The following is a 22,686-nucleotide window of genomic DNA, read 5'->3' as shown; positions in this document are numbered from 1 at the left end:
TCAAGGCGCGGGCGGTGGTCGCAGGTAATACAAGCTCACGTTCGCCTGGTTCAGCGCCTCCATGACGACCGGATCCGCTATCCCGTAACAAGTAGCGATGACATGGTCGCCGTCCCGTGCCAATAGATCTCGCATGGTTGTTATCAGCATGTCCCCCATATTCTCGACGTCGATGTTGAGGCCCGCCGCCGCGGCCGCTGCTATCGTGACGTCGAGGTCGTCTTCGTACGCGGCCCGGTCCGGTGATTTATGAAACCGATCCGCTGCCCAGTTGTCGCCATCAGCTTTGCCGTGAGCACCCGAATAAAAAGTCGCATTGGTGATCCCGCGGCCCGTCATGTGGGGGAACAGGTTCGAAAGGTCCTTGTAGTTGATCGCTGTATCCGCTGCCCAGATCCGGCTTTTCGGATTCCTGACGTGCGTGCCATATATCCAGTTTCTCGTCACATCCTTGTTTCCATTACGATTGAGCGTCGATCGGTGCGCAGGGATGTCGCCATCGATGAATACCGCAATGTTCCGCACCGGTTTTATTTCCGTGCCTGCATCCTGTTCGATGAGACTGTTTCCACCTACGAAGCGCCGCGTTGGCGATCCATTTCTCGCTGTCGGGAGATGGGACCCGCCCAGGGCAGCGTTTGCCATGTGGCCGATCCATCCAAAGAGGCCGCCGGCCTTCGGCTCATTCGAGGCCATCAGGGCGACCGAGTCGACGGCCGCCGTGATGGTGACCGTATCGGCCACGGGCGCGGCGGTCGAGGTCATCATGGCAGGTGTCGTGGCGGCGTCGTTCGTGTCCCGGGAAACCGGCGACACGGAACTCGCCGCTCCGGTGCTCTTTCCGGCCAGTCCGGACGAAGCCGCCAGCCACCTCAGCCATGTGCGACCGTTCGGATCGATCCGGTTGACGGGATCGCCGCTGCAATAGGTATAACGATTGATCCCGCCACGTCCGAACGGGCTGGCCCGGTCCGGAGCGAGGAATCGGCGCAGCGTGGTGCTGTAGAAACGCGCACCCAGCAGGTAGAAGCCGGTGTCCGCCTCGCTCACCTCGCCAGCGAAAGCGGTACGCGCCGCCGCCGATGAGGCGCGCCCGCCGTAAGCGCCGTAGGTTGACGTCAGCGTGTGCATCATCGACTTGCCCGCACAGCGATCAAATGATCGGATACCGCAGATGGCATATTCAGCGATCTCATGACGGGCTCGTCGAGGAGACCGTGCCCGGAGACGACGACGTGGATGCCATCCTCCGACAGGCGTCGTCGAATCTGTTCTGTTGTTTCTCTCGTCATGTCTATGGCTTCGACGTTCAATCCCACCGAGGCGCTGGCCCGCTTGACGCCTTCGATATCCTGCCGGAACGGTTTGTTGGCGTTTCGCTTTTCTCCCTGGCGCTTTCGGAATGCCCGCCGCATGCTCAGCGTTCCGACGTAGAAGGTGGATGGCTCGTCGCCATTCGTGCTGAGGTCCGCGGATGCCCGCCTCACTTGCGGAAGATTGCCGCTGGCATCGCTTGTCACCAGGCTGCGAGTCGATCCTCGTCTATCGCTTCGGCCGGATGCGCTCGATGTCAGGGTGGGCATGGCTGTCTTCACGGCACTTACCGTTGCGTGTGTCGTGGTCGTCCTGCTCGCACGACTACCGGTCGGCGTGCCACGCGTGGCAAACGACGCCCTGGTGGACGCCTTGGATATCTGTTTGGAGGCCACGAGCGTCGATGCACCCGAGGCGACCCCCGCGCCCATGGCCACCCAGCCCAGGATGGCGTTGGCTTTCTGGTTGTGTGCCGCCATCGAGGCGATCGAACCGATAGCCGCCGCCGTCGATATCACATCCATCGTAACCGCCGTGGCGGTGGCCACGATGCCCGGTGTCGCGGCTGCGACGGCCATCGCGGCGGATGCCGCTCCCGCCACTCCGGCGCCGGTCACGGCGGCGGTCGCTACAGCGGTCGAAGCGGCCGCGAGGGGGGCGGCCAGAGTCCCGGCGCTGATGACCGTGCCCACGACGGAGAGGGCCACCATCAATCCGGCCGCCAACCAGTCCGTCCACGCGTTGCCGCTCGGGTCGATCCGGTTCACAGGGTCGCCGCTGCAATAGGCGTAGCGGTTGAATCCTCCCTCGTGGAAAGGGCTTTCCGGGTCGGGCACGAGGAAGCGTCGCAGTACCGGGTTGTATGGACGACCGCCGAGCAGGTACCACCCGGTCAGTCTTTCCACGATCTCGCCGGTGTAGGCCAGCCGTGCGGCGTCTGCCGAGCCGGCGTCTGCGCCGTAGGCGGTATAGGTGCGGGCCGCGACACTCATGCCATTCCATCCGGCACGGACTCCGTCACCACGGACCCCTGTGGATCGGTACCAAGCAGGAAGGTCTCCCGGATCGCCCCGGCGAGCCGGGTCTCGGCGACGATGCCCCCCTCCGCCCGGATGAAGCGTCGTCCCTCGAGCGCATCGACCTCGAAGGCGATGGCGCCGTCTTCGCGGTAGCGGTACCTGGGCACGTCGTCGATCGTGACGCTGCTCACGCGCCCATCCGGGCCGTGGACATAGGTGATCCGCCTGTTGTCGGCCAGCGTCACGTTCGCCAATCGGCCTGCGCCGTCCCACTGCAATGTCCGGCCCTGGCCATCGTCGACGAGGTTGCCGTTCGCGTCGTAAACAAGCTCCAGCGGCGTGCCGTAGCCGGGATAGCCATCCAGGCTGTTGCTTACGCTGGCCAGCCGGTCGAAGTCCACCGTGTCATAACCGTAGCGGGTGACGTTGACCCGCCCGTCGAGCAGCGCCGTCGTCACGGTTCGCAGGTTGTCGAGGCAGTCGTGCTCGAACTCCTGTTTTACGTAGGGCTGCCCGGTTTCGTCGAGTGGATGTTCGCCAGCGACCGCGTCGATGCCATGAAGGATCAGCCGGCCGCGGTCGTCGTAGTCCATCGTCTCCGTGCGCAGGAGCGTGTCGTCATCGTACCAGCGGCGTTCCGACACCTTGTCGTCGGCTCGCCAGACGAAAGCCAGGCGGCGCGTTTGCGTGGTCGATCCCTCGGTGTGTTCCCAGGTCTGCTCGTTTACGCGTCCCAGCGGGTCGTAAGCCGTTCGCTGCGTGGCGGAACGGCCATCGGCGGAGCGCGCGGTGCGATGATCCAGGCGCGACAGATCGTCGTAGAACAGCTCGATCGTCACGTCCTCATCGGTCGCGCTCTTCAGGCGTCCCTTTTCATCGTAGTCGTAGGTCTGCGTTATTCCATCGGTACCCGTCTTCTTCAGTACGAGACCACCGGGGGTGATGGTTACATGGCATCCGCGCGGCAGGTCACCGGTGAGAGCGATTTCCTGGTCGGTCATCCGGCCGAGGTAGTCGGGAGTGATCGTCATCGATCCACCTTCGGCGACGATCCCGGTAGGCAGGCCCAGGACATGGTCGTAGGTCGCCTGGGTCAATACGGCCTCCACCGCGCCGTCAGGATTCAGCAGCGTCGATCCGAGCAGCACCTCCCGCAGGCGAAGGTCGTAAACCATCTGGAGCGTGTTGCCGCTCGGCATGGTCTTCGTGTCGGAACTCATCTGGTTCGGTATATAGGCATGGCTGGTTGTCAGGCTGCCCGCCTGTTCCTCCTTCAGTCTTCCAAGCCCATCCCAGGTGCGGGTTCCCAGTTCCAGTTCGCCGGCTTTCCCCGCGAGGTCACGGAGTGCTTTATCGCGTTCGGGCGGGACAATGGCGAGCCTGGCAACAAGTTCATCCTCGTGACCGGGTGCGTAGTCCCGCAGCACGGTGGTTCCGTCGGGAAGGTCGCTGCGAATCAAGCGGTCGTAACCGTCCCACGCCTGCCGGGTCGCCTTGCCGAGAGGATCTTCCATTCTTACGCACCTGCCGAGCCCGTCGTATTCCCATGTGGTGGTCGACACGACCGTGGGTGCACCCGTTTCGGACCATGTGCCGGCTTGCGCGCGCCGTTGTCGGTCCGCCGCGTCGAGGTAGGTCGATCGCCAGCCGGTTTTTTCATCGGTTCCGTAGCTCTGCCATTGCATCGTCCGCGTGATCACTTCGTCGCCGAACGAAGGCGGTTCCTGGACAAGGGCCGTCTCGCTCAGGGTCGTGCTCCCGTCCGGTGAGGTCATCCGCGAGCAGCGGCCCCAGTCGTCGTACGCGTAGGTCGTCTCCAGCCGAAGCGTCTTGCCGTCGCGCATGCTGTCGATCTGCACCTCGCGAACGAGCTGCCCGAAGCCGTCGTATTCCAGCTCATGCACGACCATCAGCGCCCCATCGGGCAGGGGTTCTTCGCGACGGATGGTGCGGCCTTGCTCGTCCATCCACACGCGATGCGGCAAGCCTGTAATGCCAATGCGATCGACCCAGCGTTCGCTCATCGACAGTTGGTAGTTCCAGCGCATTTCGACGCGGTAGTCGGCGTGATCGGGTGACAGCACCTCGCTGGTGCGGCGACCGAGGGGGTCGTAGGTGAACTCGGCCTTGTTGCCCAGCGCGTCCACCGTTGAATGCACCAGGCCACTGATGAGGTGGAGGGTCTCGCTTGTCGTGTTCACCACGCCATCGTGCGTGGTGTGCGTGGTGTGCGTGGTGACCGTGCCTGCGACGTCGTCGGTTTCGTAGGTGAACGCGCGGGTTTCCGTCAGGCCATCCTGTTCGCGCGTCTCCTGCCGCAGGCTGCCGTGCTGGTTGCCCTGGTCCGTGACGAACGATTGCTCGCTGTGGGCGAGGGTCGTTTCAATGCCGGCGATGGACTCCGTCGACGTCTCCCCCGACGCCTGGATGTAGTACGTGCGGTCCTGCAGCCAATTCCTTGCGGCATCCCTTACAGGCACTTCGACGTAGCGGTACTGCGTCGACCGAATCGGGCCGCCGTTCTTTCCGGGTGACGTGGCGCGGCTCCTGAGGCGCCGCACTTTTCCGAGTGGATCGGGCGGGCATAGTCCCGCCTCGCCTTCCGGTGGGTAATAAGTAGATGTTTCAGTCGTATCGGTGGCGCTGTCGTAACGTGACAGGACATTTCCGTAGTCGTCATACGAACTGTCGGTGATTGTGACCTGCTTGATGTCGGCAAATCGCAGGTCATAGCAGGTGGTCGTTACCTTGTGGGGGAGCTGGAAGCTCGCCTTCTGGTCTTCGAAGGAGGTGCTTTCTTCGATGCCGTACCGGGTGATGACGTCCTGCACGACATTGCCGCGAGTGGTCTTCTCGTTGGTGATGAGATGGAAGTGGTTGTAGTTGCGCTCGATCGTGCACAGCAGGGATCCGTCTTGATACTGATACTCCGTCGATCCATAGGTATAGGCGTCCGCGCCGGGCATATGGAGGAGCTGGTCATTCCGGTCTACCCAGGACTGCACCGCCGGGTAGCCATAGAAGTTATGATCGAGATCGCCGTTTCTATAGGTGTATCGGCTTTCCCGAACCACGTTTGTCGCATCGGTCACGAGCGACCTTACACGCGTCGCCACGGCCGGCATGTGCGAAAGAGGGCCTCCGGAGGGAAGCGTAAGTGCCTCTGTATCGTATTCCACCGAATCCCGTAGCCCATCGGGGGAGGTGACCGACGCGAGAAGCATCATGATATCGACGGTGCGATATTCGAATGCCCAGACCGCTTCTTCGCCATCGGCCGTAGCGCTGTGATTGAGTTCGGTGATGAGGGGGATGGCAATGCGTTGAAGCTGTCCTGCCTGGATATTGAAGTGCATCTCCAGCGGAACAGTCGCCTCGCGACGGGCGGCGGCAGCCAGGTGGAGGGTAAGCTTGACGTTGTTCAAGTCGGCGTAGTCGATCTGCAGCAATGCTTCGCCATCGTTATCCACGACGCGTGTCAAACGTGAAATGCCGAGTGAATCCGGCTCCCATGCGAGTTGGAGCGCGTCGCCGCTGGGGTTGACGATGCGAACGGGGCGAAGCAGGTTGGTGGGATACGACATCGCCTCGAGATGCTCGATGACGCCAGTGACATGTTCGACCACGGCAGTCCGATGTTCCGGGTCCATCATGACCAATGAACAGCTGTCGAGCTTGCGATCCGGGAAATGCGCCGGCTCGAGATACAGGAGTCTCTCGACCTTGTGGCTATCGCCGCTGGACAGGGTCAGGAGGCTGGCGTCGAGGTCGAGTTCGGTGAGGCCGAGGCGCCAACCCGTGCCGAATCCATCGTCGATCGTGTCAGCCGCGCTGTAGCTCAGGCGGAAGGGAAGGTGAGGGCCACGCAGGCGATTGCCTTCGCCCGTAGCCAGGTCGACGCTCGCCGAGTACATGCCCGTGCGAGCATCCACGTCCGCATTGATGTGGCTGTAGAACTGAAACGCGGTGGAGTACAGTTCCCCCGATGCCAGGAGGCCCGGAGCAGGGGTTTCATCGGTCGTCATGGCGTTGCCATCCTTGGTCCAGTGTCGGTCATGTCACGATCAGTTCGTCCCGCTCACCCTTGACGAAGCCGATGTGACAGCTTTGCACGCTGCCGTGGGCGTCCATCATGGTCACCTTCACCGGCGCTTCCGGTGCGCCGGCCCAAGACGGAATGTCGACCCTTCCGCAGAGCACGATGACGCCTAGCTCCTCTTCGGGGCTCACGAGCTGCTCCGGCGGTGCCGTCGAGCCCCAGTGACCGTCCAGCGCGCCATTCCAGTGAATCGTCACTTCGCCCGGCTCGACATACCCCGTGAAGCAGGGTTGCCTGATGTTCGACACCTTGTCCTTCCAGTGGATCAGGCCGGCGGGCTCGCAGGTCATGCTGCGGATGCCGAGGGTGGTCTGGTCCACCAATAGGATCGACACCGTTACGATGTCGTCGAAAATGCCGTCCGCGTTCTCGGTATCCAGAAATCTGGCCGGATCGAGCGATCGCCGGTCGAGCATGAAGGAGCTGGCGGGGTATCTCTCGGGAGGAACAGGCGTCACCGTGATACCCACTTTCTTGTCCATCGCGGGTTTGGGTTGCTCGATGCCGTTGATGAAGCACCTTCCGTTGGTGCGCCAGATCGATAGATCGTCGCCATGAATCTCGAAGGCGACGTCCAGGGTCTCCGTGGCGTCGGCATTGGCGGATAGGTACAGGAAGTAGGACTGGATGGCCCGTGGCTCGCCTGACCTGGTGGTCTGGGATACATAGCCGCGATAATCGCGTTGGGCCGACCAGCCCTTGTAGGTGATGGAGCCGTCGTCCGAGAGCGGTATCGTTCCGGAGGCCTGGTTGTGGTAATCGAAGAGTCGAATGCTTTCAATTTCACGGACGCTCAGGTCCGACGGTTGACCACCGTGTTTGGATATCAGGTCGAGCCTGATCCTGGCTTGCTGAAGTCCGTTGCGGTACACCTTCGTCTGTTCGAGGATGACCTCGACGTCGGTCAGATCGAGCGAAGGGGCGTGCGGGAAAGCTTTCCTTGCCATCACGTTGTCCTTGAATGGGGGGAACGACCTCACCCGATCGTAAATTCATCTTTGCTGGCGTTGTACGACAGGGACAACGTATGGTCGTTACCGTAAGCGTCCAGGATATGCATGGTCGTGCCGCTCACTTCCGCGACGGTGCCGCCTGACACGTTCCTGAACTGCCTGGCGAGATTTCCTTTCAGGATTCCTATGACGATGCGGTGCTTGTCCGGTCCTACGATGTGGCCGACGCAAGTCTCGTACATCGCATAGGGATAGTCCGCGTTCGGCGATGCATCGTGAGGCGCCGAGACCGCGACGAGAGAGTGGAGCGGTGGCATCGGAAGGCCGCCCGATTCGGCCACGGTGTCGCCAGGTTTGCTGTAGTAACTGACGCCCCACTGCACATGAGCGAAGAAGTCGCCATGCGTGTAGAAGCCGAATGCACCTGCCGGTGGGTTGCCACCGACGGATGCCTTCGATCCGACGGAATCCAGGGGTAGTGCGATTCCGTTCAATTTCGGATTGAGGTAGTACTCGGTTGCCCAATAAAAATAAGTGGTCGAGTCGCCCACCTTTCTCCCCGTGACGATACCGTTGGAGGCCGCGCCGAAATCCGTGGCCGACAGGAAGGGAGGCTCCGCCAGCAGCACTTCGACTGAAGAGTCGAATTCGCCATCCCGTTCCTGGCCTTCGGAATCATGCACGGACGGGCTGGTGGTGAAGAACAGCTCGGGGGTTACCTCGAAGCGTGCCGCCAGCGCTCGCCCTGAAGACCCGCTAGCGGCAGAGACATAGAACGTGACGACCTGGATGGCCGCTGGGAGATCATCACGGGGGGCTCGAGACGGTTCCGCATCGGGATGACTCGCCGGGATGGCGGACTCGGTCCACGTGAATCTGTTCTGGTCGAATGAGGACGCATAGCCGTCGCCCAGCGCGCTACCGTCATCGTAGAAGATGAGCTTGAGGGCTGTCTTGAGTTCTTCTGCCGTAAGAGTGATGGGATTCTCGTTGGCATCGGCGGCGACCAGCCCGACCTTGATCGGGCACTGCTGGTTGCCGTTGCTGAAGAGCTTGATCGTCCCATGCTCCTCGCTGGGATGAGTCTTGTAGATCTGGAAGTAGGTGAGTTGCTTGACGTCGGCAAGTGATGCGGTGGAACGGGAGTGGGTATTCATGAGGACCGTCCATGTCGCGTTCGTGGATACCGGTTCCTACCGGCATGCGATGACCTTACGTCGCTTCCACGACGGATGTCGCGCATTCTCGCTGCGCGTATCCGGTAGGCATCGTGCGAACGCGGTCACGTGGGAACTAACCGCTTCATCGCAAGGGAAATTCCCCCATGGCGCCTTGGCTCGGATCGACAGCTCCCTTCAGTTGTTCCGAATGACCATCAGGCGCACGTCCGTCATGTCCTCGATGGCGTAGCGCACGCCTTCGCGTCCCAGCCCGGACGATTTCACGCCGCCGTAGGGCATGTTGTCGACGCGGAAGCTGGGTACGTCGTTGACGATCACGCCACCCTGTTCCAGCTCATCCCATGCACGCATGGCATGGCGCAGGTTGTCCGTGAACACGCCAGCCTGCAGGCCGAAGTCCGAGTCGTTGACCATGCCGAGGGCTTCGTCGAAGCGGCTGAACCGCTGAAGGAGGGCAACGGGGCCGAAGGCCTCCATGCGTTGCAGCTTTTCGCCGGGGGCCACGTCCTCAAGCAGGGTCGCCTCGAGCATGGCGCCCTTGCGCCCGCCACCGCAGAGGACCTTCGCGCCCGCCTTCTTCGCCTCGGCGATCCAGCCTTCCAGCCGCATGGCGGCGTTCTCATCGATCATCGGGCCGAGGAAAGTACTTTTCTTCTTCGGATCGCCGGCCTTGAGCGTCCTGATTTTCGCTACGAGTCGACGACGCAGTTCGCCATGGATGTCGTCGTGCGCAAGGATCTTCTGCACGCTGATGCAACTCTGCCCCGACTGGTAGAATGCGCCGAACACCAGCCGGTCCACGACGGCGTCGAGCCGATGGCCCTGGTCGCCGTCGACGATGCAGGCGGCATTGCCGCCGAGTTCAAGGGTGACCTTCTTGTGCCCGGCTTTGGCCTTGAGGTCCCAGCCGACGAGGCCACCGGTGAACGAAAGCATCTTCAGGCGTGGATCGGTCACCAGTGGCTCCGCATCGCGGCCAAGCATGGGCAGGATGGAGAATGCTCCACGGGGGAGATCGGTTTCGGCGAGAACCTCGCCCATGATCAGCGCACCCAAGGGCGTCCGCTCGGCGGGCTTGAGCACGAAGGGACAGCCCGCGGCGATGGCCGGAGCCACCTTATGCGCCACGAGGTTGAGTGGAAAGTTGAACGGCGTGATGAAAGCCACGGGGCCGAGCGGAACGCGACGCGTATAGCCGTGGTAGCCAGCGCTGCGCTCGGAGATCTCGAGGTTGAGTGTTTCGCCATTGATTCGCACCGCCTCTTCGGCGGCGATCTTGAAGGTCTCGATGAGCCGGGTGACCTCGCCTGCCGAATCGCCGATCGGTTTGCCGGCCTCGACGCACAGCGTGTAGGCCAGCTCGTCCCGACGCTCACGGAAACGCGCGACGCAGTGTTCCAGCACAGCCTGCCGCTGGTACGGCTTGAAACGCCTCATGGCGCCGGCCGCGTCGTGCGCCGCTTCGATGGCCTGGTCCAGGGCCGCCGCGTCGGGCAGGGCGACGCGTGTGGCGACCTCGCCGGTGTACTTGTCGATGACGTCGAGCTTCGCCTTGCCCTTCACGGCGAGGTTGGCGAGGTAATAGGGATAGCTCTTCCGAAGCATGTACGTGGCCTCGTGGGTGACGAAGCCACGAATCATCCGACCCGAGGTGTTCACGAGCCGTGAGGCACCTCTGCGACGAAAAGCTACTTTTGCGATGTGCTGCATGATGACAGCAGGATGGCCATCATGAGCATGAGTGAGGCGAGCATGTAGCGCCGCGTGTCCATGCATGGATATCCAGGCCACCAGTGGCCGGATGCGCTATCCGACGATTGTGGAGCGTTCATTTGTCGTGCACCGGCCCTGCGCGTCTGCCATTAATGTCCGGCACGTCTATGATGAAGCAGGAGAGCTTCCCATTGATGCCGTTGTGGTAGTGGCCGTCATACTGAAGCCCCGCTGGTTCGGTGAAGGTGTGGTTGAAGTCACCTACCTGGAGGCTGGCCGCCTGCTTGAGCACCGTGGCTTTCCCCCAGTCGTCGGACTCACCGCAGTTCGGTGAATCGTAGACATAGAGGACGGTGCCGGGCGGAAGGTTCTGCAGTTCCACCGATTGCGCCACGTCGTTCTTGCAGTCGTAGTCGACGAATTCTGTCCTGAGGTAAAACGGCCGTGAAGGGATGTCCACCGTGCAGAAATTGTCCTGCCCGAGCCAGAGGCCTCTGTACCACCTCACGAAGGCCACGGCTTGGGTGCCATTGACGGGCTGCCTTTTCGCGGCCGCTACGCTGCCGTCGCGCTGGAAGTGGCCTGATTTGGGAGAGCAGCCGGTCAAACCGATAGTCACGATCAGAAGGGACGCAAGCGCGTATCGCAGCATGTCCATGCGGAAATCTCCTTTTCCCGGGTTGCTCCGTGCCCCCTGATGACGCCATCACAGCGGCGTCTGAACCACCTATCCATAGGCCAAAGGTCGTAAGCGGCGCGTATCTGACGCGAGGACAGACCAGAGTTCGATGGCTTTGCCGATTCGACTTACGTGGCGCTCTTTTATTCGCGCCGCAGCTTCATCTCGCCGTCGCCCAACATCACGCGCACGCGCTCGCCGACAGCGACATCGGCAGCACGGCGCACGATAGATTCGCGTTCGTCGAAGACGATCGCATAGCCACGTTCGAGCGTGGCGAGTGGACTTACCGCATGCAGCGTGCGGCCCTGCTGGAGGACCAGCGCACGATCGCGTTCGAGTTTGCGCGCGATGGCGTGGTCGAGCCGTTGCCGCAGCTCGGCATTACGCTGGCGAGCTGGTTCGAGGCGCAGTCGGGGATGCCGCGCCGTCAGGCGGGCATCGAGGCGTTCGAGACGCGCGCGGCGCAGGGCGTTCGCCTGGCCGATCGCGAAACGGAGGCGCCGGTGAAGGGCATCGAGGCGCTGCGCATCGCGCGCAAGGCGCGCCTGCGGGCGCTGGGTGTTGAGGCGCGCCTGCCAATGATCGGCGCGCTGTGCCGCGGCTTGCAGGCGACGCGTCATCAGCGTTGTCATTCGCTGGCGGAGGCGGTCGAGCCGGCGCGCGAGATCGGCGCCATCGGGCACAAGGAGTTCGGCGGCGGCCGAAGGTGTCGCCGCGCGCAGGTCGGCCACGAAATCGGCGATGGTGAAATCCACCTCGTGACCTACGGCCGAGACGACCGGCACGGCGCTGGCATGGATCGCCCGTGCGACGGCTTCGTCGTTGAAAGCCCAGAGGTCTTCCAATGAGCCGCCGCCACGCGTGACGAGGATCACGTCGTAGCGACCGCAGGCCGATGCCTTGCGCAGCATGGTTGTGATGGCCGGCGGTGCCTCGCGCCCCTGTACGGGCACGGGAAGCACTTCGACATCGGCAAGGCCGAGGCGGCGTCCAAGCACGCTCAGCACGTCACGGATGGCCGCACCGGATGGCGACGTGATGACGCCGATGCGGCGTGGAAACGCGGGCAGCGCGCGCTTTCGTTCCGGGGCGAACAGTCCCTCCGCGCCAAGCCTCGCCTTGAGCTGCTCGAACTCGCGCTGAAGGGCACCTTCGCCCGCCGGCTCCATGTGGTCAGCCACCAGTTGGAACTCGCCGCGCGCCTCGTAAAGTCCGACCTTGGCGCGCATGAGTACATGCATGCCGTCGGTGGGGCGGAAACGCAGGCGCGACGCGGCCATGCGGAACATGGCACAGCGGACCTGCGCGCTGGCATCTTTCAGCGTGAAGTAGACATGGCCTGAAGCCGGCCGCGAGACGTTGGAGAGCTCGCCTTCGATCCATACGCCCATCGGGAGGGCGTCTTCCAGCAGATCGCGCACCAACCGGTTCAGGCCGGATGGGGTGAAGATCTCAGCGGCAGGGCGGTTGTCGAAGTCGGACATGGATCGGGAAGGTTATCACGCTCCCTGTATTGTCGACAGGGCAAGGGTTTACACGTGCTTCCTCGACTTGCGCTTACATGCGGAAGACGCCGAACCGGCCCTGCTCGACAGGCGCATTCATCGAGGCCGAGATGGCGAGGCCGAGCACGCGCCGCGTGTCCGCCGGATCGATGATGCCGTCGTCCCACAGCCGCGCACTGGCGTAGTAGGGATGGCCCTGGCGCTCGTACTGCTCGCGGACCGGGGCCTTGAAGGCCTCTTCGTCCTCCGCGCTCCAGCTCCCGCCACTCGATTCGATGCCATCGCGACGCACGGTGGCCAACACCGAAGCGGCCTGCTCGCCACCCATCACGCTGATCCGCGCATTCGGCCACATCCACAGGAAGCGTGCGCCATAGGCGCGACCGCACATGGCGTAGTTACCCGCACCGAAGCTGCCACCGATCACCACGGTGAATTTCGGCACGTGGGAGCAGGCCACCGCGGTGACCATCTTGGCGCCGTCTTTCGCGATACCGCCGTTCTCGTACTTGCGGCCGACCATGAATCCCGTGATGTTCTGCAGGAACACCAGAGGCACGTTGCGCTGGTTGCACAACTCGATGAAATGAGCGCCCTTCTGCGCGGACTCGCCGAACAGGATGCCGTTGTTGGCGACGATGCCCACCGGGTAGCCGTGGATATGCGCGAAGCCGGTGACGAGGGTCTTGCCGTAGCGCGCCTTGAACTCGTGGAACTCGGAGTCGTCGACGATGCGGGCTATCACCTCGTGGATGTCGAAGGGACGGCGTGTGTCTTCGGGGATCACCCCGTAGAGTTCTTCCGCGGCGAAGCGGGGTTCCAGGGGAGCACGAACCGCCAGGGGTACCTTCTTCACCCGGTTGAGCGAACCGACGATGTCGCGGGCGATGGCTAGCGCGTGCGCGTCGTTCTCGGCGAAGTGGTCGGCCACGCCGGATATCGAGGTATGCACGTCGGCACCGCCCAGCGCTTCGGCATCCACGACTTCGCCCGTGGCGGCCTTCACCAGGGGCGGGCCGCCGAGGAAGATCGTGCCCTGTTCGCGGACGATGATCGTCTCGTCGCTCATCGCCGGCACATAGGCGCCACCGGCGGTGCAAGAGCCCATCACCACGGCGATCTGCGCGATGCCCTGGGCACTCATCCGCGCCTGGTTGTAGAAGATACGACCGAAGTGCTCGCGGTCCGGGAAGACCTCGTCCTGCAACGGCAGGAACGCGCCGCCGGAATCCACGAGATAGATGCAGGGCAGGCGGTTTTCCATCGCCACTTCCTGCGCACGCAGGTGTTTCTTCACGGTCATGGGAAAATACGTGCCACCCTTGACCGTGGCGTCGTTCGCGAGCACCACCACTTCCTGGCCCATGACGCGGCCAATGCCGGCGATCACGCCCGCGGCCGGAGCGGCGTCGTCGTACATGCCATGCGCGGCGAGCGGTGCGATTTCCAGGAAGGGTGAGCCGGGATCGAGCAAGGCGCGTATACGTTCGCGAGGCAGCAGCTTGCCACGTGCGACATGCTTCTCGCGCGCCTTCGCGCCGCCTCCTTCGGCAGTGCGCTTCAGCGTCTCGCGCAGGTCGTCGGTCAGCGCACGCAGGCGCTGGCTGGCCGCCTGGAATTCCGGGGAGCGGGTATCGAGCTGCGATTCGAGAATGGGCATGAGGGCATTCGCGCGGGGACGAAACGAGCATCATAGCCGGGGCGGCCGGAAGGCAAACGCTGCATCGCGCCAATACCTGTCGAGGCGAGGGGAGGCGTCGGGTGCCATTCTCTTCGCTAAGTCCTCGTCCGACCTACGCCTCCCTGCGGAATCGCTCTGAGAACGACACCCGACGGCTCCCCTGTCTCAGGCAAGCAAAACACGATGGCGAAGCCGAGCCTGTCACCGAAACTATCCCTGAAACGCGAGATGAAAAAACGGCCACCCGGAGGTGGCCGCTTCGTGTCTTACCGAAGAAAGCGAAACGCTTACTTCTTGGTGTCGTCCGTCGCGCTCTTGGCGTTATCGGCGGCATCCTTCGCCTGGTCAGCCGACTTGTCGGCCTGGTCGGCGGCGTTGGAGGCGGCGTCCTTCGCAGCGTCGGACATGCCACCGGCCGTGGAGGACGAAGCGGCGGACTGGGCCTGCGCGGCGGCATCCTTGGCCTGGTCGGCGGACTGCTGAGCCTGGTCGGCGGCCTGGGAGGTCGCGGCATTCTGCGACTGGTCGGCGGCCTGCTGGGCCTTGTCCGCCTGCTGCTGCGCATCGGCGGCCGACTTCTGGGCGTCCTGCGCGGAATCCTGCGCGCCGTTGCTGCAAGCTGCCAGAAGCGCGACGAGCGCAGAGGCGAGAAGGGTACGCGTCACATTCATTAGTGTTTCTCCTTAACCGTGGAATGCCGTTAGGCGGGCGTATTAATAGCTCAGTTATGGGTACTTAGCTACCGATCGCGCCTTTTCGCTTCAGGGCGCATTAAAGCCCATGGATATGGCGTGATCGTTTCGAAACGACAGCCTCACGCGTCGACGTCGGGTTCACACCAGTTCGATGGCGATCGCCGTTGCCTCGCCGCCACCGATGCACAGCGCGGCGACACCTCTTTTTGCCCCACGCGCCGTCAACGCATTGAGAAGGGTCACGACGATGCGTGCGCCGCTGGCACCGATGGGATGGCCGAGGGCGCACGCGCCGCCGTTGACGTTGATCTTCTCGCGCGACACGCCGAGTTCGCGCATCACCGCCATCGGTACCACCGCAAAGGCCTCGTTGATCTCGAACAGGTCGACATCGTCGGCGGTCCAGCCAGCCTTCGCCAGCACCTTGGAAATGGCACCCACCGGCGCGGTGGTGAACCATTCCGGTTCCTGCGAATGCGTGGCGTGGGCCACGATGCGGGCCAGCGCGGTGACCCCGCGGGCCTTCGCATCGTCCGCCGAAAGCAAGACGAGCGCGGCGGCGCCATCGGAGATGCTCGATGAACTGGCGGCGGTGATCGTGCCGTTTTCCTTGCGGAACGCCGCGCGCAACGTGGGGATCTTGGTCACGTCCGAACGGCCGGGCTGTTCGTCCTCGGCGAAATCCTGCGCACCCTTGCGGCCCTGCACGGTCACCGGGACGATCTCGTTGGCGAAGGCGCCGGATTTCTGCGCGGCCTGCGCACGTTCGACCGAACCGATCGCGTAGGCATCCTGTTCCTCGCGCGTGAAGTGGTACTTGTCGGCGCACTGTTCGCCGAAAACGCCCATGGCCTTGCCGTCATAGGGATTGGTCAACCCGTCCCAGGCCATGTGGTCGACGAGCTGGCCGTCGCCATAACGGATACCCGTGCGCGCGTTGACCATGTGCGGCGCATTGGTCATCGACTCCATGCCGCCGGCGACGACGATCGATGCCGAGCCGGCCTTGATCAGGTCGTGGCCGAGCATCAGGGCCTTCATGCCCGAGCCGCACACCTTGTTGATCGTGGTGCAGCCGGTGGACGTCGGGAGTCCGGCCTCGAGGGATGCCTGGCGCGCCGGCGCCTGGCCCAGGTTGGCGGGCAGCACGCAGCCCATGATGACTTCGCTGACGTCGGACGGGGCGACACCCGCGTGCTCCAGGGCCGCCTTGATGGCGATGGAGCCGAGCTTCGGCGTAGGCACGCCGGTGAACTGGCCGAGGAAGGAACCGATGGCGGTGCGCTTGGCGCCTGCGATGACGATGTCGGACATGGGGACTCCGTGGTACTCGGATGGCCGCCCTTTCCGGGCGGAAAACCCACTGAGTATCGCAGTGGGGCCGGGGCGGGGGCAATCTGCGCCGCGGCAGGCGGTTTCACGCGGGGCGGCACAAGGGGCTCCGGGCCTGCGACCCGGCGCACGCTTTCCTGCGCCCGCGCCGCGCCTTTCCGCGAGGTCTTGTGGCAACATCCGCTCAGGGTGTGCCCACGGACCGCGGGCGCAGACATTGACGTCAGACCAGGGGACAACATGAATACGATGCAGCTGCCGCGTCGGCGCGAACTCGCGCTGGCCGTATGTGTGGGTATAGGCCTGACGGCCTGCGGCGGTGGTGGGAGCGGAGGCGTCAGGAGCTCCAACATCCCTTCCGTGCCGTCGAATAACATCCCCTCGGTGCCGTCGAACAACCTGTCGGACGTACCGTCCTTCAACATCCCCAAGACGCCCTCCACGGGCGCGACGATCGCCCAGCCGCCGGTGGACGTGCAGCTGACGGCGACCAACGTCAAGCCGGCACACGATGCGGGATTCACGGGGGCCGGCATCGTCATCGGCGTCGCCGACTCCGGTGTGAACGCCTCGAACCCCGCGCTGGCCGGTCGCGTGGGCGCGGAATACATCTACGTCGACCCCGCGACGAACAACGTGGCGGTGGACGATGTCGTCGGGCACGGCACCATCGTGGCGGAGATCGCCGCCGGACGTCCCTACGGTTCCTTCGTCGGCGGCGTGGCGCCGGATGCATCGATCGTCTCGGCACGCATCATCGCGGACAAGGCGCCTACCGACGACGGCTCGGGTCAGGGCAACAAGGTGACCTCGGCCGATCCATTGGGCGACGTGAACGACAAGCTCGTCGTCACGTCCGGTGCCCGGATCGTCAACAATTCCTGGGGCGGCCTGTACTGGGATGCCGCGGCCACGGACACCACGGCGAGCTTCGCGACCGCCTATCAGCATGCGGCGTTGGGCCATGCGCTCTTTGTGTTCGCGGCAGGCAACAGTGGCGAGGCCAACCCGTCGACCATCGCCGCCTTGCCGAGTCTTGTTCCCAGCCTGGAGAAAGGCTGGCTGACCGTCGTAGCGCTGGACAGCAACCACGTCGACCAGATCGCCTCGTATTCCAACCGTTGCGGTATCGCGCAAAATTATTGCCTTGCCGCGCCCGGTGCCGTCGTGGTCGTCGCACCGAACGCGACCTCGGGCCAGGCCACCTACGTCTATGGAGCCGGCACGTCGTTCGCGGCACCGCAGGTTTCCGGCGCCGCCGCCGTGGTGATGACGGCCATGCCCGGACTTTCCGTCGACGCCGTACGGCAGGTGCTCCTGGGTACCGCGGATGACCTGGGCGCGCCGGGTCCGGATGCCGTGTACGGCTACGGACGCCTGAACGTGGGCCGCGCGATTCGTGGACCGGCGAAATTCGATTGGGGCGATTTCAGCATCGGCGTCAACGGCCATGATGCGGAATTCGCCAATGATATATCGGGTGCCGGTGGCCTCCGCGCCTTCGGCGATTCGCGCCTGACCCTGAGTGGCAGCAACACCTACGAGGGGACGACGCTGGCCGCGACGAGCGTCACCCTGGAGGCCATGCATGGCATTCCGGGTGCATTGACGGTGCAGGACGGCGCCACGGCGATCATGCACGGCGACATCGGCGGCGACGTGAATATATCGGCTAGCTTGCAGACGGCCGATACCTCCACGCATGTCACGGGCAACTATGTGCAGACGTCCACGGGGCGGCTGTCGCAGCTGCTGGGCGCGCCGCTCATCGTTTCGGGCACGGCCTCGCTCGCCGGCGAGTTTCACGTCGCCGGTGCGGTCTCCGGCTACGTCCCGACCTCGCACCAGCAGGTGCTCACGGCCAGCGCGGTCTCGGGCGGTTTCTCCACGACGACGAAGGCCAATGGGGTCTTTCTCAACGCGACGCTGCAGTACCTGCCCGCGGAAGTCTGGATCGATACCACGACGCTCAGCGTGAGCCAGGTGGCCAGCACGAGCATGAGCCAGTCCGCCGCCGCACAGTCGTCCGCCCAGCGGCTCGACGGCGCGTTCCAGCAGATCGACCGGAGCCTCACGAGCGCGTCGACCGGGGGCTCTTCGTTCGCGACGGGCACGCTGGTCGCGGCGGGCGGCATCCAGCAATCGGCGAACACCCAGGTCGCGCAGGCTTCGCTGGAATCGCTGTCCGGCCAGCTCTACGCGGCAAGCACGGCTGTCACCCTCGCCAGTATCGAGGCGGGTAACGACGCACTGATGAGCCATCTCGACCACCAGGGTGCGGGTGGCGCGTGGATGCAATCGTTCAACGGGCAGGGCGGCCTCAGCCGCGGCGGTTTCGGGAACGTGGGATTCAACCTGGACGGTGGCCTTGCCGGTAACGACGTTCGCCTGGGTGCGAATGGCTTCGCCGGCGTCGCGGTGGCGCAGATGCGCAGCACCGGCCAGCTGTCGAACAGCTTCGACCGCCAACGCAGCCGGTCCACCGAGGGCATGCTGTATGCCGGGTCACGTGGCGCGAACTGGTATGGCGTGGGGCGCCTCGGCTTCGGCAACTTCCGTGGCAATACCCAGCGCCTGCTGCGCTTCGGCGACCAGGCGTCCTTTGCCGGTGGAGACAATACCGGCCGTTACAACGTCGCCTATGGCGAGGTCGGCTACCGCACCGACGCGGGTGCGTTCTCGCTCACGCCGTTCGCCAACGTGGAGTACGCCAGCATTCGCCGCGACGGCTTCCAGGAGTCCGGCGGCGAGGGCTTCGGCCTGAGCGCCAACGGGCAGACCACGTCGCGCTGGCAGGCGGGGTTCGGTCTGCGAGCGGGGGCGTCGTGGCTTACCTCGATGGGCAAGCTGCACCTTGATGCGAAGCTGGGCTGGCAGAATGCGTTCGCGACGAAGGGCGAGGTGTTCTCGGCACGTTATACGGGCATCGCGCAGTGGGCGCCGGTCGACGGTATCGGTCTCTCGCGCCGCGCCGGTACCGCCGGCATGACGCTGGGTTGGGACGTGAGCGAGCGCACGCAGGTGGGCTTCGATATCGACCAGCGCTTCGCCGATCGCGACCATTCGCGCTCGGCCAGCGCCACGTTCCGCATGGCCTGGTAGGCGAGGCGAAGCCAGCGGGAAAATTACGACTTGCCGTGGAACAATTCGCGGCCGATCAGCATGCGGCGGATCTCGTTGGTGCCCGCGCCGATCTCGTACAGCTTCGCGTCGCGGAGCAGGCGGCCGGCGGGGAACTCGTTGATATAGCCGTTGCCACCCAGCGCCTGGATCGCCTCCAGCGCCACCTTCACCGCGTTGGTCGATGCATTGAGCAGGCAAGCCGCCGGATCGATGCGCGATTTCACGCCGTTGTCGAACTGCTGGGCCACCATGTACGCGAAGCCGCGCGACGATTGCAGCGCCGTATACATGTCGGCGACCTTGGCCTGCATCATGCCGAACGTGCCGATCGGGGCATTGAATTGCTTGCGCTCGCGCACGTACGGCAGCACGAGGTCCATGGCCGACTGCATGATGCCGATCGGACCGCCCGACAACACGAGGCGTTCGGTGTCCAGGCCGCCCATCAGTACGCGAACGCCTTCGTTCACTTCACCGACGATGTTTTCCGCGGGGATCTCGCAGTTGTCGAACACCAGTTCGCAGGTGTTCGATCCGCGCATGCCGAGCTTGTCGAGCTTCTGCGCCGTGGAGAATCCCTTCATGCCTTTCTCGACGATGAAGGCGGTCATGCATCGGCTGCCGGCGGCGCGCGGCGCCGTCCGCATGTACACGAGCAGCACGTCGGCATCCGGGCCATTGGTGATCCACATCTTCGTACCGTTGGCGATCCAGACATCGCCGGCCTGTTCCGCATGGCAGCTCATCGAGCCCACCACGTCCGAGCCCGCGCCGGGTTCGCTCATGGCCAACGCGCCGACCCATTCACCGTTGGCGAGCTTGGGCAGGTACTTGCGCCGCTGGGCCTCGTTACCGTTGTGGTAGATGTTCTGCACGCACAGGTTGGAGTGCGCGCCATATGAAAGGCCGACCGACGCCGAGGCGCGCGAGATTTCTTCCATCGCGATCATGTGGGCGAGGAAGCCGAGACCCGAGCCACCGTATTCCTCGGGAACCGTGACGCCGAGCAGGCCCATGTCGCCGAACTTGCGCCACAGGTCGTCGGGGAACACGTTCTCCCGGTCGATGCGGTCCGCACGCGGCGCGATCTCCTTTTCGGCGAAGGCGTGCACGCTTTCGCGCAGGAGGTCGAGGTCTTCACCGAGGGAAAACGGGCGCATCGTGGAACTCCGGAGGAAGCGGTAAAAGCAGCCCATCGTAGCGCGAGGGCAGGTCCAAGCCACGGCGCGACGCAGCAATCAGATGGGTGGGAGGCCTGCGATACGGTCGTGCACGCGCACCAGCATCAGGCATTGGCGGTCCACCAGGCGCACTGCCTCGACCGGCCCGGTGGCCTGCGCGGCGGCATCGACGACCAGGTCCGGCGTGCCGAGCAACGGTGCCGCCGTCCCTCGCCTGACGTGTTCGGCAAGCGCGGCGAAGCCGTTGGCGACACGGTGGGCAAGTGTTTTCACGGCGTTCGCATCATCCGCGGCGAGGGCCTGGCGATGGGCGCCGAGAGTGGACAGGTGCGACAGGCCGGCCTGGAGGGCGGCAAGCAGGCGTAACGCGCGCTCACCCCGTTCGGGGGAGTGGCCGGGCTCGCCGAGCAATTCGGTCACGTTGCCGGCCACCGCCGCCTGCGCGGCGTGGGCATCGCGGCGGGCGACGCGGTAGGCCAGGTCGTCCGCCTTGCCGGTGGCGTACTGGCTTGCGATGGCTTCCAGGTAGCGTGCGTACGCATGCAGGGCGTCCGCGGCGATATCTTCAAGGCGGCGCACCCGCCAGTCCGGCAGCACGAAGCGGATCACGAGGGTAGCGACGAAGGCCCCCAGCAAGGTGTCGAGCAAGCGGGGGCCGATGGCGTCGTAGCCCGCGCCCGCCAGGTCGAAACAGAGCAGGACGAAGATCGTGATGACGGCCGTCGCCAACGCGTAGCGTCGCAGGCGAAAGGCGAAGAACGCCACGCCCGTGGCGACCAGCACCGGTAACCGCCAATCGCCCCCGGGAAGCAGGCGGAGCATGGCCCATCCCGCGAACAGTCCCGCCATCGTACCGGCGATGCGCTGCATGGTGCGGCGCTGGGTTGCGCCATAGCTGGGCTGGCAGACGAACAGCGTGGTGAGGAGGATCCAGTATCCATGGGTCGGATGCAGGAGCTGCATGAGTCCATAACCGGCGAGCATGCCCGTCGCCAGCCGTACGGCGTGACGGAAATGCATGGAGCGGCGATCGAGGCGGACGCGGATGCGCGCGAAGGCATCGGCTACCGTATCGGGTTCGCTGTCCTGCAAGGCGATGTCGGTACCCTCGCGCAGGCTGCCTTCGTCCTCGATGCCGGCCAGCAGATGTTCCATGTTGGTAAGCAGCGCGGACAGCGCATCGTCCACGGCCTGGCCGGGCGGATCGCTGCGGCGCCGATAGGCGATGGCCTCGCGCACGTCGTCGAGCGCGGCACGGGGTAGGGTCATCGGTCCCAGTGGTGCCACGCGGCGGATGGCATCGGCACGTTCGCGACAGGCGCTGGCTTGCAAGCGCAGGAGGCGGCCGAAACGGAACATCAGGTCGCTGTGGTAGAGCGCCGCGGCCAGTTCGTCGTAGGGATAGTGTGACGAACTGACCCGTTCGTGGATGTCCTGGGCGGCGAAGAACATGGCTAGCCGCGCGGCGGAACGGCCGCGCGGTTGGCGCCGCCCGATGCGATCGAGCAAGGCCGCGCGGGTCGTGGCCAGGGCATCGACGGTTTGCAGGTTGCGCCGCGAGAATTCCACGGCCAGTGCATCCCGGTCGAGCCCTCGCACCGGCTCGAACAACGCCGCCTTCGCTTCCATCAGCGCGGCCAGGGATTCGAACAGCCGGGCCAGCGCGTGGCGTACCGCACGCTGCGGTGCCATGGCGCTCCACAGCAGCGAAAGAAGGCCGTACCACGCCGCGCCGGCGAGGATGGCGGCGGTGCCGCGCCAGTCGCCGGGGGCGGCGGTCGAGGCGTCGGATGCGATCATCGTGTAGACCGAAAGGATCAGCGTGGCCGTTGCGATCGTCGCATAGCGTCCGCTGGCTGCGCCCAGCATCACCAGGACGAAGGTTCCGGCGGCAAGCAACAAGGCGAACAGGGGAGGATGGCCGATCGACGCCTTTACCACGCTGGCGGCGCCGGCGAAGCAGACGAGGGTGACCAGGAGTCCACGCAGTCGTCCGCGCCAGGCATCGTCGGTCTCGGCCAGGGCGCAGGCGATGGCACCGAGCAGGGCGGGCACGAGCAACTCGACAGGGCCGGCGAGGGTGCACCATGCGGCGATGCCGGTCAGCGCGAGGAAGACGCGCGCGACATCGGCGAAGCGATCGGATTCGGCGAGCTGGCGGAGGGCGCGCATGGGGCCTAGCTTAGCGGCATGGGATCGACGTTATCG

General features: G+C 64.6%; 14 protein-coding genes. 1 reads left to right on the top strand and 13 read right to left on the bottom strand.

From position 1 onward, the window contains the following. The 11 genes from J2T07_RS16780 to J2T07_RS16730 form a co-directional block, all read right to left on the bottom strand. Nucleotides 1-1,134: an RHS repeat-associated core domain-containing protein gene (locus J2T07_RS16780; RefSeq protein WP_306851438.1), complete on the bottom strand. Its 1,134-nt coding sequence runs from the start codon at nucleotides 1,132-1,134 to the stop codon at nucleotides 1-3. After that, nucleotides 1,131-2,306 carry an RHS repeat-associated core domain-containing protein gene (locus J2T07_RS16775; protein WP_306851437.1) on the bottom strand — a complete coding sequence of 392 codons (1,176 nt, stop codon included), beginning with the start codon at nucleotides 2,304-2,306 and terminating at the stop codon, nucleotides 1,131-1,133. Before J2T07_RS16775 ends, J2T07_RS16780 begins: the two co-directional genes overlap by 4 nt. Beyond that, complete coding sequence (locus J2T07_RS16770) at nucleotides 2,303-6,358, bottom strand: hypothetical protein (RefSeq protein WP_306851436.1); 4,056 nt, start codon at nucleotides 6,356-6,358, stop codon at nucleotides 2,303-2,305. Before J2T07_RS16770 ends, J2T07_RS16775 begins: the two co-directional genes overlap by 4 nt. Nucleotides 6,359-6,386: 28 nt before the next feature. Next, nucleotides 6,387-7,379, bottom strand: a complete 993-nt coding sequence (locus tag J2T07_RS16765; protein ID WP_306851435.1) for a hypothetical protein — start codon at nucleotides 7,377-7,379, stop codon at nucleotides 6,387-6,389. A gap of 29 nt (nucleotides 7,380-7,408) precedes the next feature. Next, a complete protein-coding gene (locus J2T07_RS16760; protein WP_306851434.1) occupies nucleotides 7,409-8,542 on the bottom strand; it encodes a hypothetical protein in 1,134 nt (377 codons plus the stop codon). A gap of 198 nt (nucleotides 8,543-8,740) precedes the next feature. Next, on the bottom strand, nucleotides 8,741-10,171 hold the full coding sequence (locus tag J2T07_RS16755) for an aldehyde dehydrogenase family protein (RefSeq protein WP_306852156.1): 1,431 nt from the start codon (nucleotides 10,169-10,171) through the stop codon (nucleotides 8,741-8,743). 223 nt (nucleotides 10,172-10,394) lie between these two features. Continuing rightward, nucleotides 10,395-10,937, bottom strand: coding sequence for a hypothetical protein (locus J2T07_RS16750; protein WP_306851433.1), 543 nt, complete (start codon nucleotides 10,935-10,937; stop codon nucleotides 10,395-10,397). A 164-nt stretch (nucleotides 10,938-11,101) separates the two neighbouring features. Next, nucleotides 11,102-12,445 carry an exodeoxyribonuclease VII large subunit gene (gene xseA / locus J2T07_RS16745; protein ID WP_306851431.1) on the bottom strand — a complete coding sequence of 448 codons (1,344 nt, stop codon included), beginning with the start codon at nucleotides 12,443-12,445 and terminating at the stop codon, nucleotides 11,102-11,104. Between the two features lie 73 nt (nucleotides 12,446-12,518). After that, nucleotides 12,519-14,126, bottom strand: coding sequence for a carboxyl transferase domain-containing protein (locus J2T07_RS16740; protein ID WP_306851429.1), 1,608 nt, complete (start codon nucleotides 14,124-14,126; stop codon nucleotides 12,519-12,521). Nucleotides 14,127-14,434: 308 nt separating this feature from the next. Further along, entirely contained in the window at nucleotides 14,435-14,818 is a 384-nt protein-coding gene (locus J2T07_RS16735; protein ID WP_306851427.1) for a hypothetical protein, read from the bottom strand. Between the two features lie 162 nt (nucleotides 14,819-14,980). Then, nucleotides 14,981-16,156 (bottom strand): thiolase family protein, encoded by a 1,176-nt coding sequence (locus J2T07_RS16730; RefSeq protein ID WP_306851425.1) that lies wholly within the window; start codon nucleotides 16,154-16,156, stop codon nucleotides 14,981-14,983. Nucleotides 16,157-16,414: 258 nt separating this feature from the next. Here J2T07_RS16730 and J2T07_RS16725 point away from each other — a divergent pair, with 258 nt between their 5' ends. After that, nucleotides 16,415-19,276, top strand: a complete 2,862-nt coding sequence (locus J2T07_RS16725; RefSeq protein WP_306851424.1) for a S8 family serine peptidase — start codon at nucleotides 16,415-16,417, stop codon at nucleotides 19,274-19,276. A 23-nt stretch (nucleotides 19,277-19,299) separates the two neighbouring features. Here J2T07_RS16725 and J2T07_RS16720 read toward each other — a convergent pair whose 3' ends face one another. Together J2T07_RS16720 and yccS are read right to left on the bottom strand one after the other, a co-directional pair. Then, nucleotides 19,300-20,457 carry an isovaleryl-CoA dehydrogenase gene (locus J2T07_RS16720; protein WP_306851422.1) on the bottom strand — a complete coding sequence of 386 codons (1,158 nt, stop codon included), beginning with the start codon at nucleotides 20,455-20,457 and terminating at the stop codon, nucleotides 19,300-19,302. Between the two features lie 78 nt (nucleotides 20,458-20,535). Then, nucleotides 20,536-22,650 carry a YccS family putative transporter gene (gene yccS, locus J2T07_RS16715; RefSeq protein WP_306851420.1) on the bottom strand — a complete coding sequence of 705 codons (2,115 nt, stop codon included), beginning with the start codon at nucleotides 22,648-22,650 and terminating at the stop codon, nucleotides 20,536-20,538. Between the last annotated feature and the right edge of the window lie 36 nt (nucleotides 22,651-22,686).

The organism is Luteibacter jiangsuensis (assembly GCF_030812295.1).
GTDB lineage: Bacteria > Pseudomonadota > Gammaproteobacteria > Xanthomonadales > Rhodanobacteraceae > Luteibacter > Luteibacter jiangsuensis_A.
Note: the sequence above shows the minus strand (reverse complement) of the source record. Positions and strands in the feature narration are given on the sequence as shown.

What these genes read in the sequence shown, in the direction of transcription:
- J2T07_RS16780 (WP_306851438.1), bottom strand. Translation starts at nt 1,134, where the DNA reads ATGATGCACACGCTGACGTCAACCTACGGCGCTTACGGCGGGCGCGCC.
- J2T07_RS16775 (WP_306851437.1), bottom strand. Translation starts at nt 2,306, where the DNA reads ATGAGTGTCGCGGCCCGCACCTATACCGCCTACGGCGCAGACGCCGGC.
- J2T07_RS16770 (WP_306851436.1), bottom strand. Translation starts at nt 6,358, where the DNA reads ATGACGACCGATGAAACCCCTGCTCCGGGCCTCCTGGCATCGGGGGAA.
- J2T07_RS16765 (WP_306851435.1), bottom strand. Translation starts at nt 7,379, where the DNA reads ATGGCAAGGAAAGCTTTCCCGCACGCCCCTTCGCTCGATCTGACCGAC.
- J2T07_RS16760 (WP_306851434.1), bottom strand. Translation starts at nt 8,542, where the DNA reads ATGAATACCCACTCCCGTTCCACCGCATCACTTGCCGACGTCAAGCAA.
- J2T07_RS16755 (WP_306852156.1), bottom strand. Translation starts at nt 10,171, where the DNA reads ATGCTTCGGAAGAGCTATCCCTATTACCTCGCCAACCTCGCCGTGAAG.
- J2T07_RS16750 (WP_306851433.1), bottom strand. Translation starts at nt 10,937, where the DNA reads ATGGACATGCTGCGATACGCGCTTGCGTCCCTTCTGATCGTGACTATC.
- xseA (WP_306851431.1), bottom strand. Translation starts at nt 12,445, where the DNA reads ATGTCCGACTTCGACAACCGCCCTGCCGCTGAGATCTTCACCCCATCC.
- J2T07_RS16740 (WP_306851429.1), bottom strand. Translation starts at nt 14,126, where the DNA reads ATGCCCATTCTCGAATCGCAGCTCGATACCCGCTCCCCGGAATTCCAG.
- J2T07_RS16735 (WP_306851427.1), bottom strand. Translation starts at nt 14,818, where the DNA reads ATGAATGTGACGCGTACCCTTCTCGCCTCTGCGCTCGTCGCGCTTCTG.
- J2T07_RS16730 (WP_306851425.1), bottom strand. Translation starts at nt 16,156, where the DNA reads ATGTCCGACATCGTCATCGCAGGCGCCAAGCGCACCGCCATCGGTTCC.
- J2T07_RS16725 (WP_306851424.1), top strand. Translation starts at nt 16,415, where the DNA reads ATGAATACGATGCAGCTGCCGCGTCGGCGCGAACTCGCGCTGGCCGTA.
- J2T07_RS16720 (WP_306851422.1), bottom strand. Translation starts at nt 20,457, where the DNA reads ATGCGCCCGTTTTCCCTCGGTGAAGACCTCGACCTCCTGCGCGAAAGC.
- yccS (WP_306851420.1), bottom strand. Translation starts at nt 22,650, where the DNA reads ATGCGCGCCCTCCGCCAGCTCGCCGAATCCGATCGCTTCGCCGATGTC.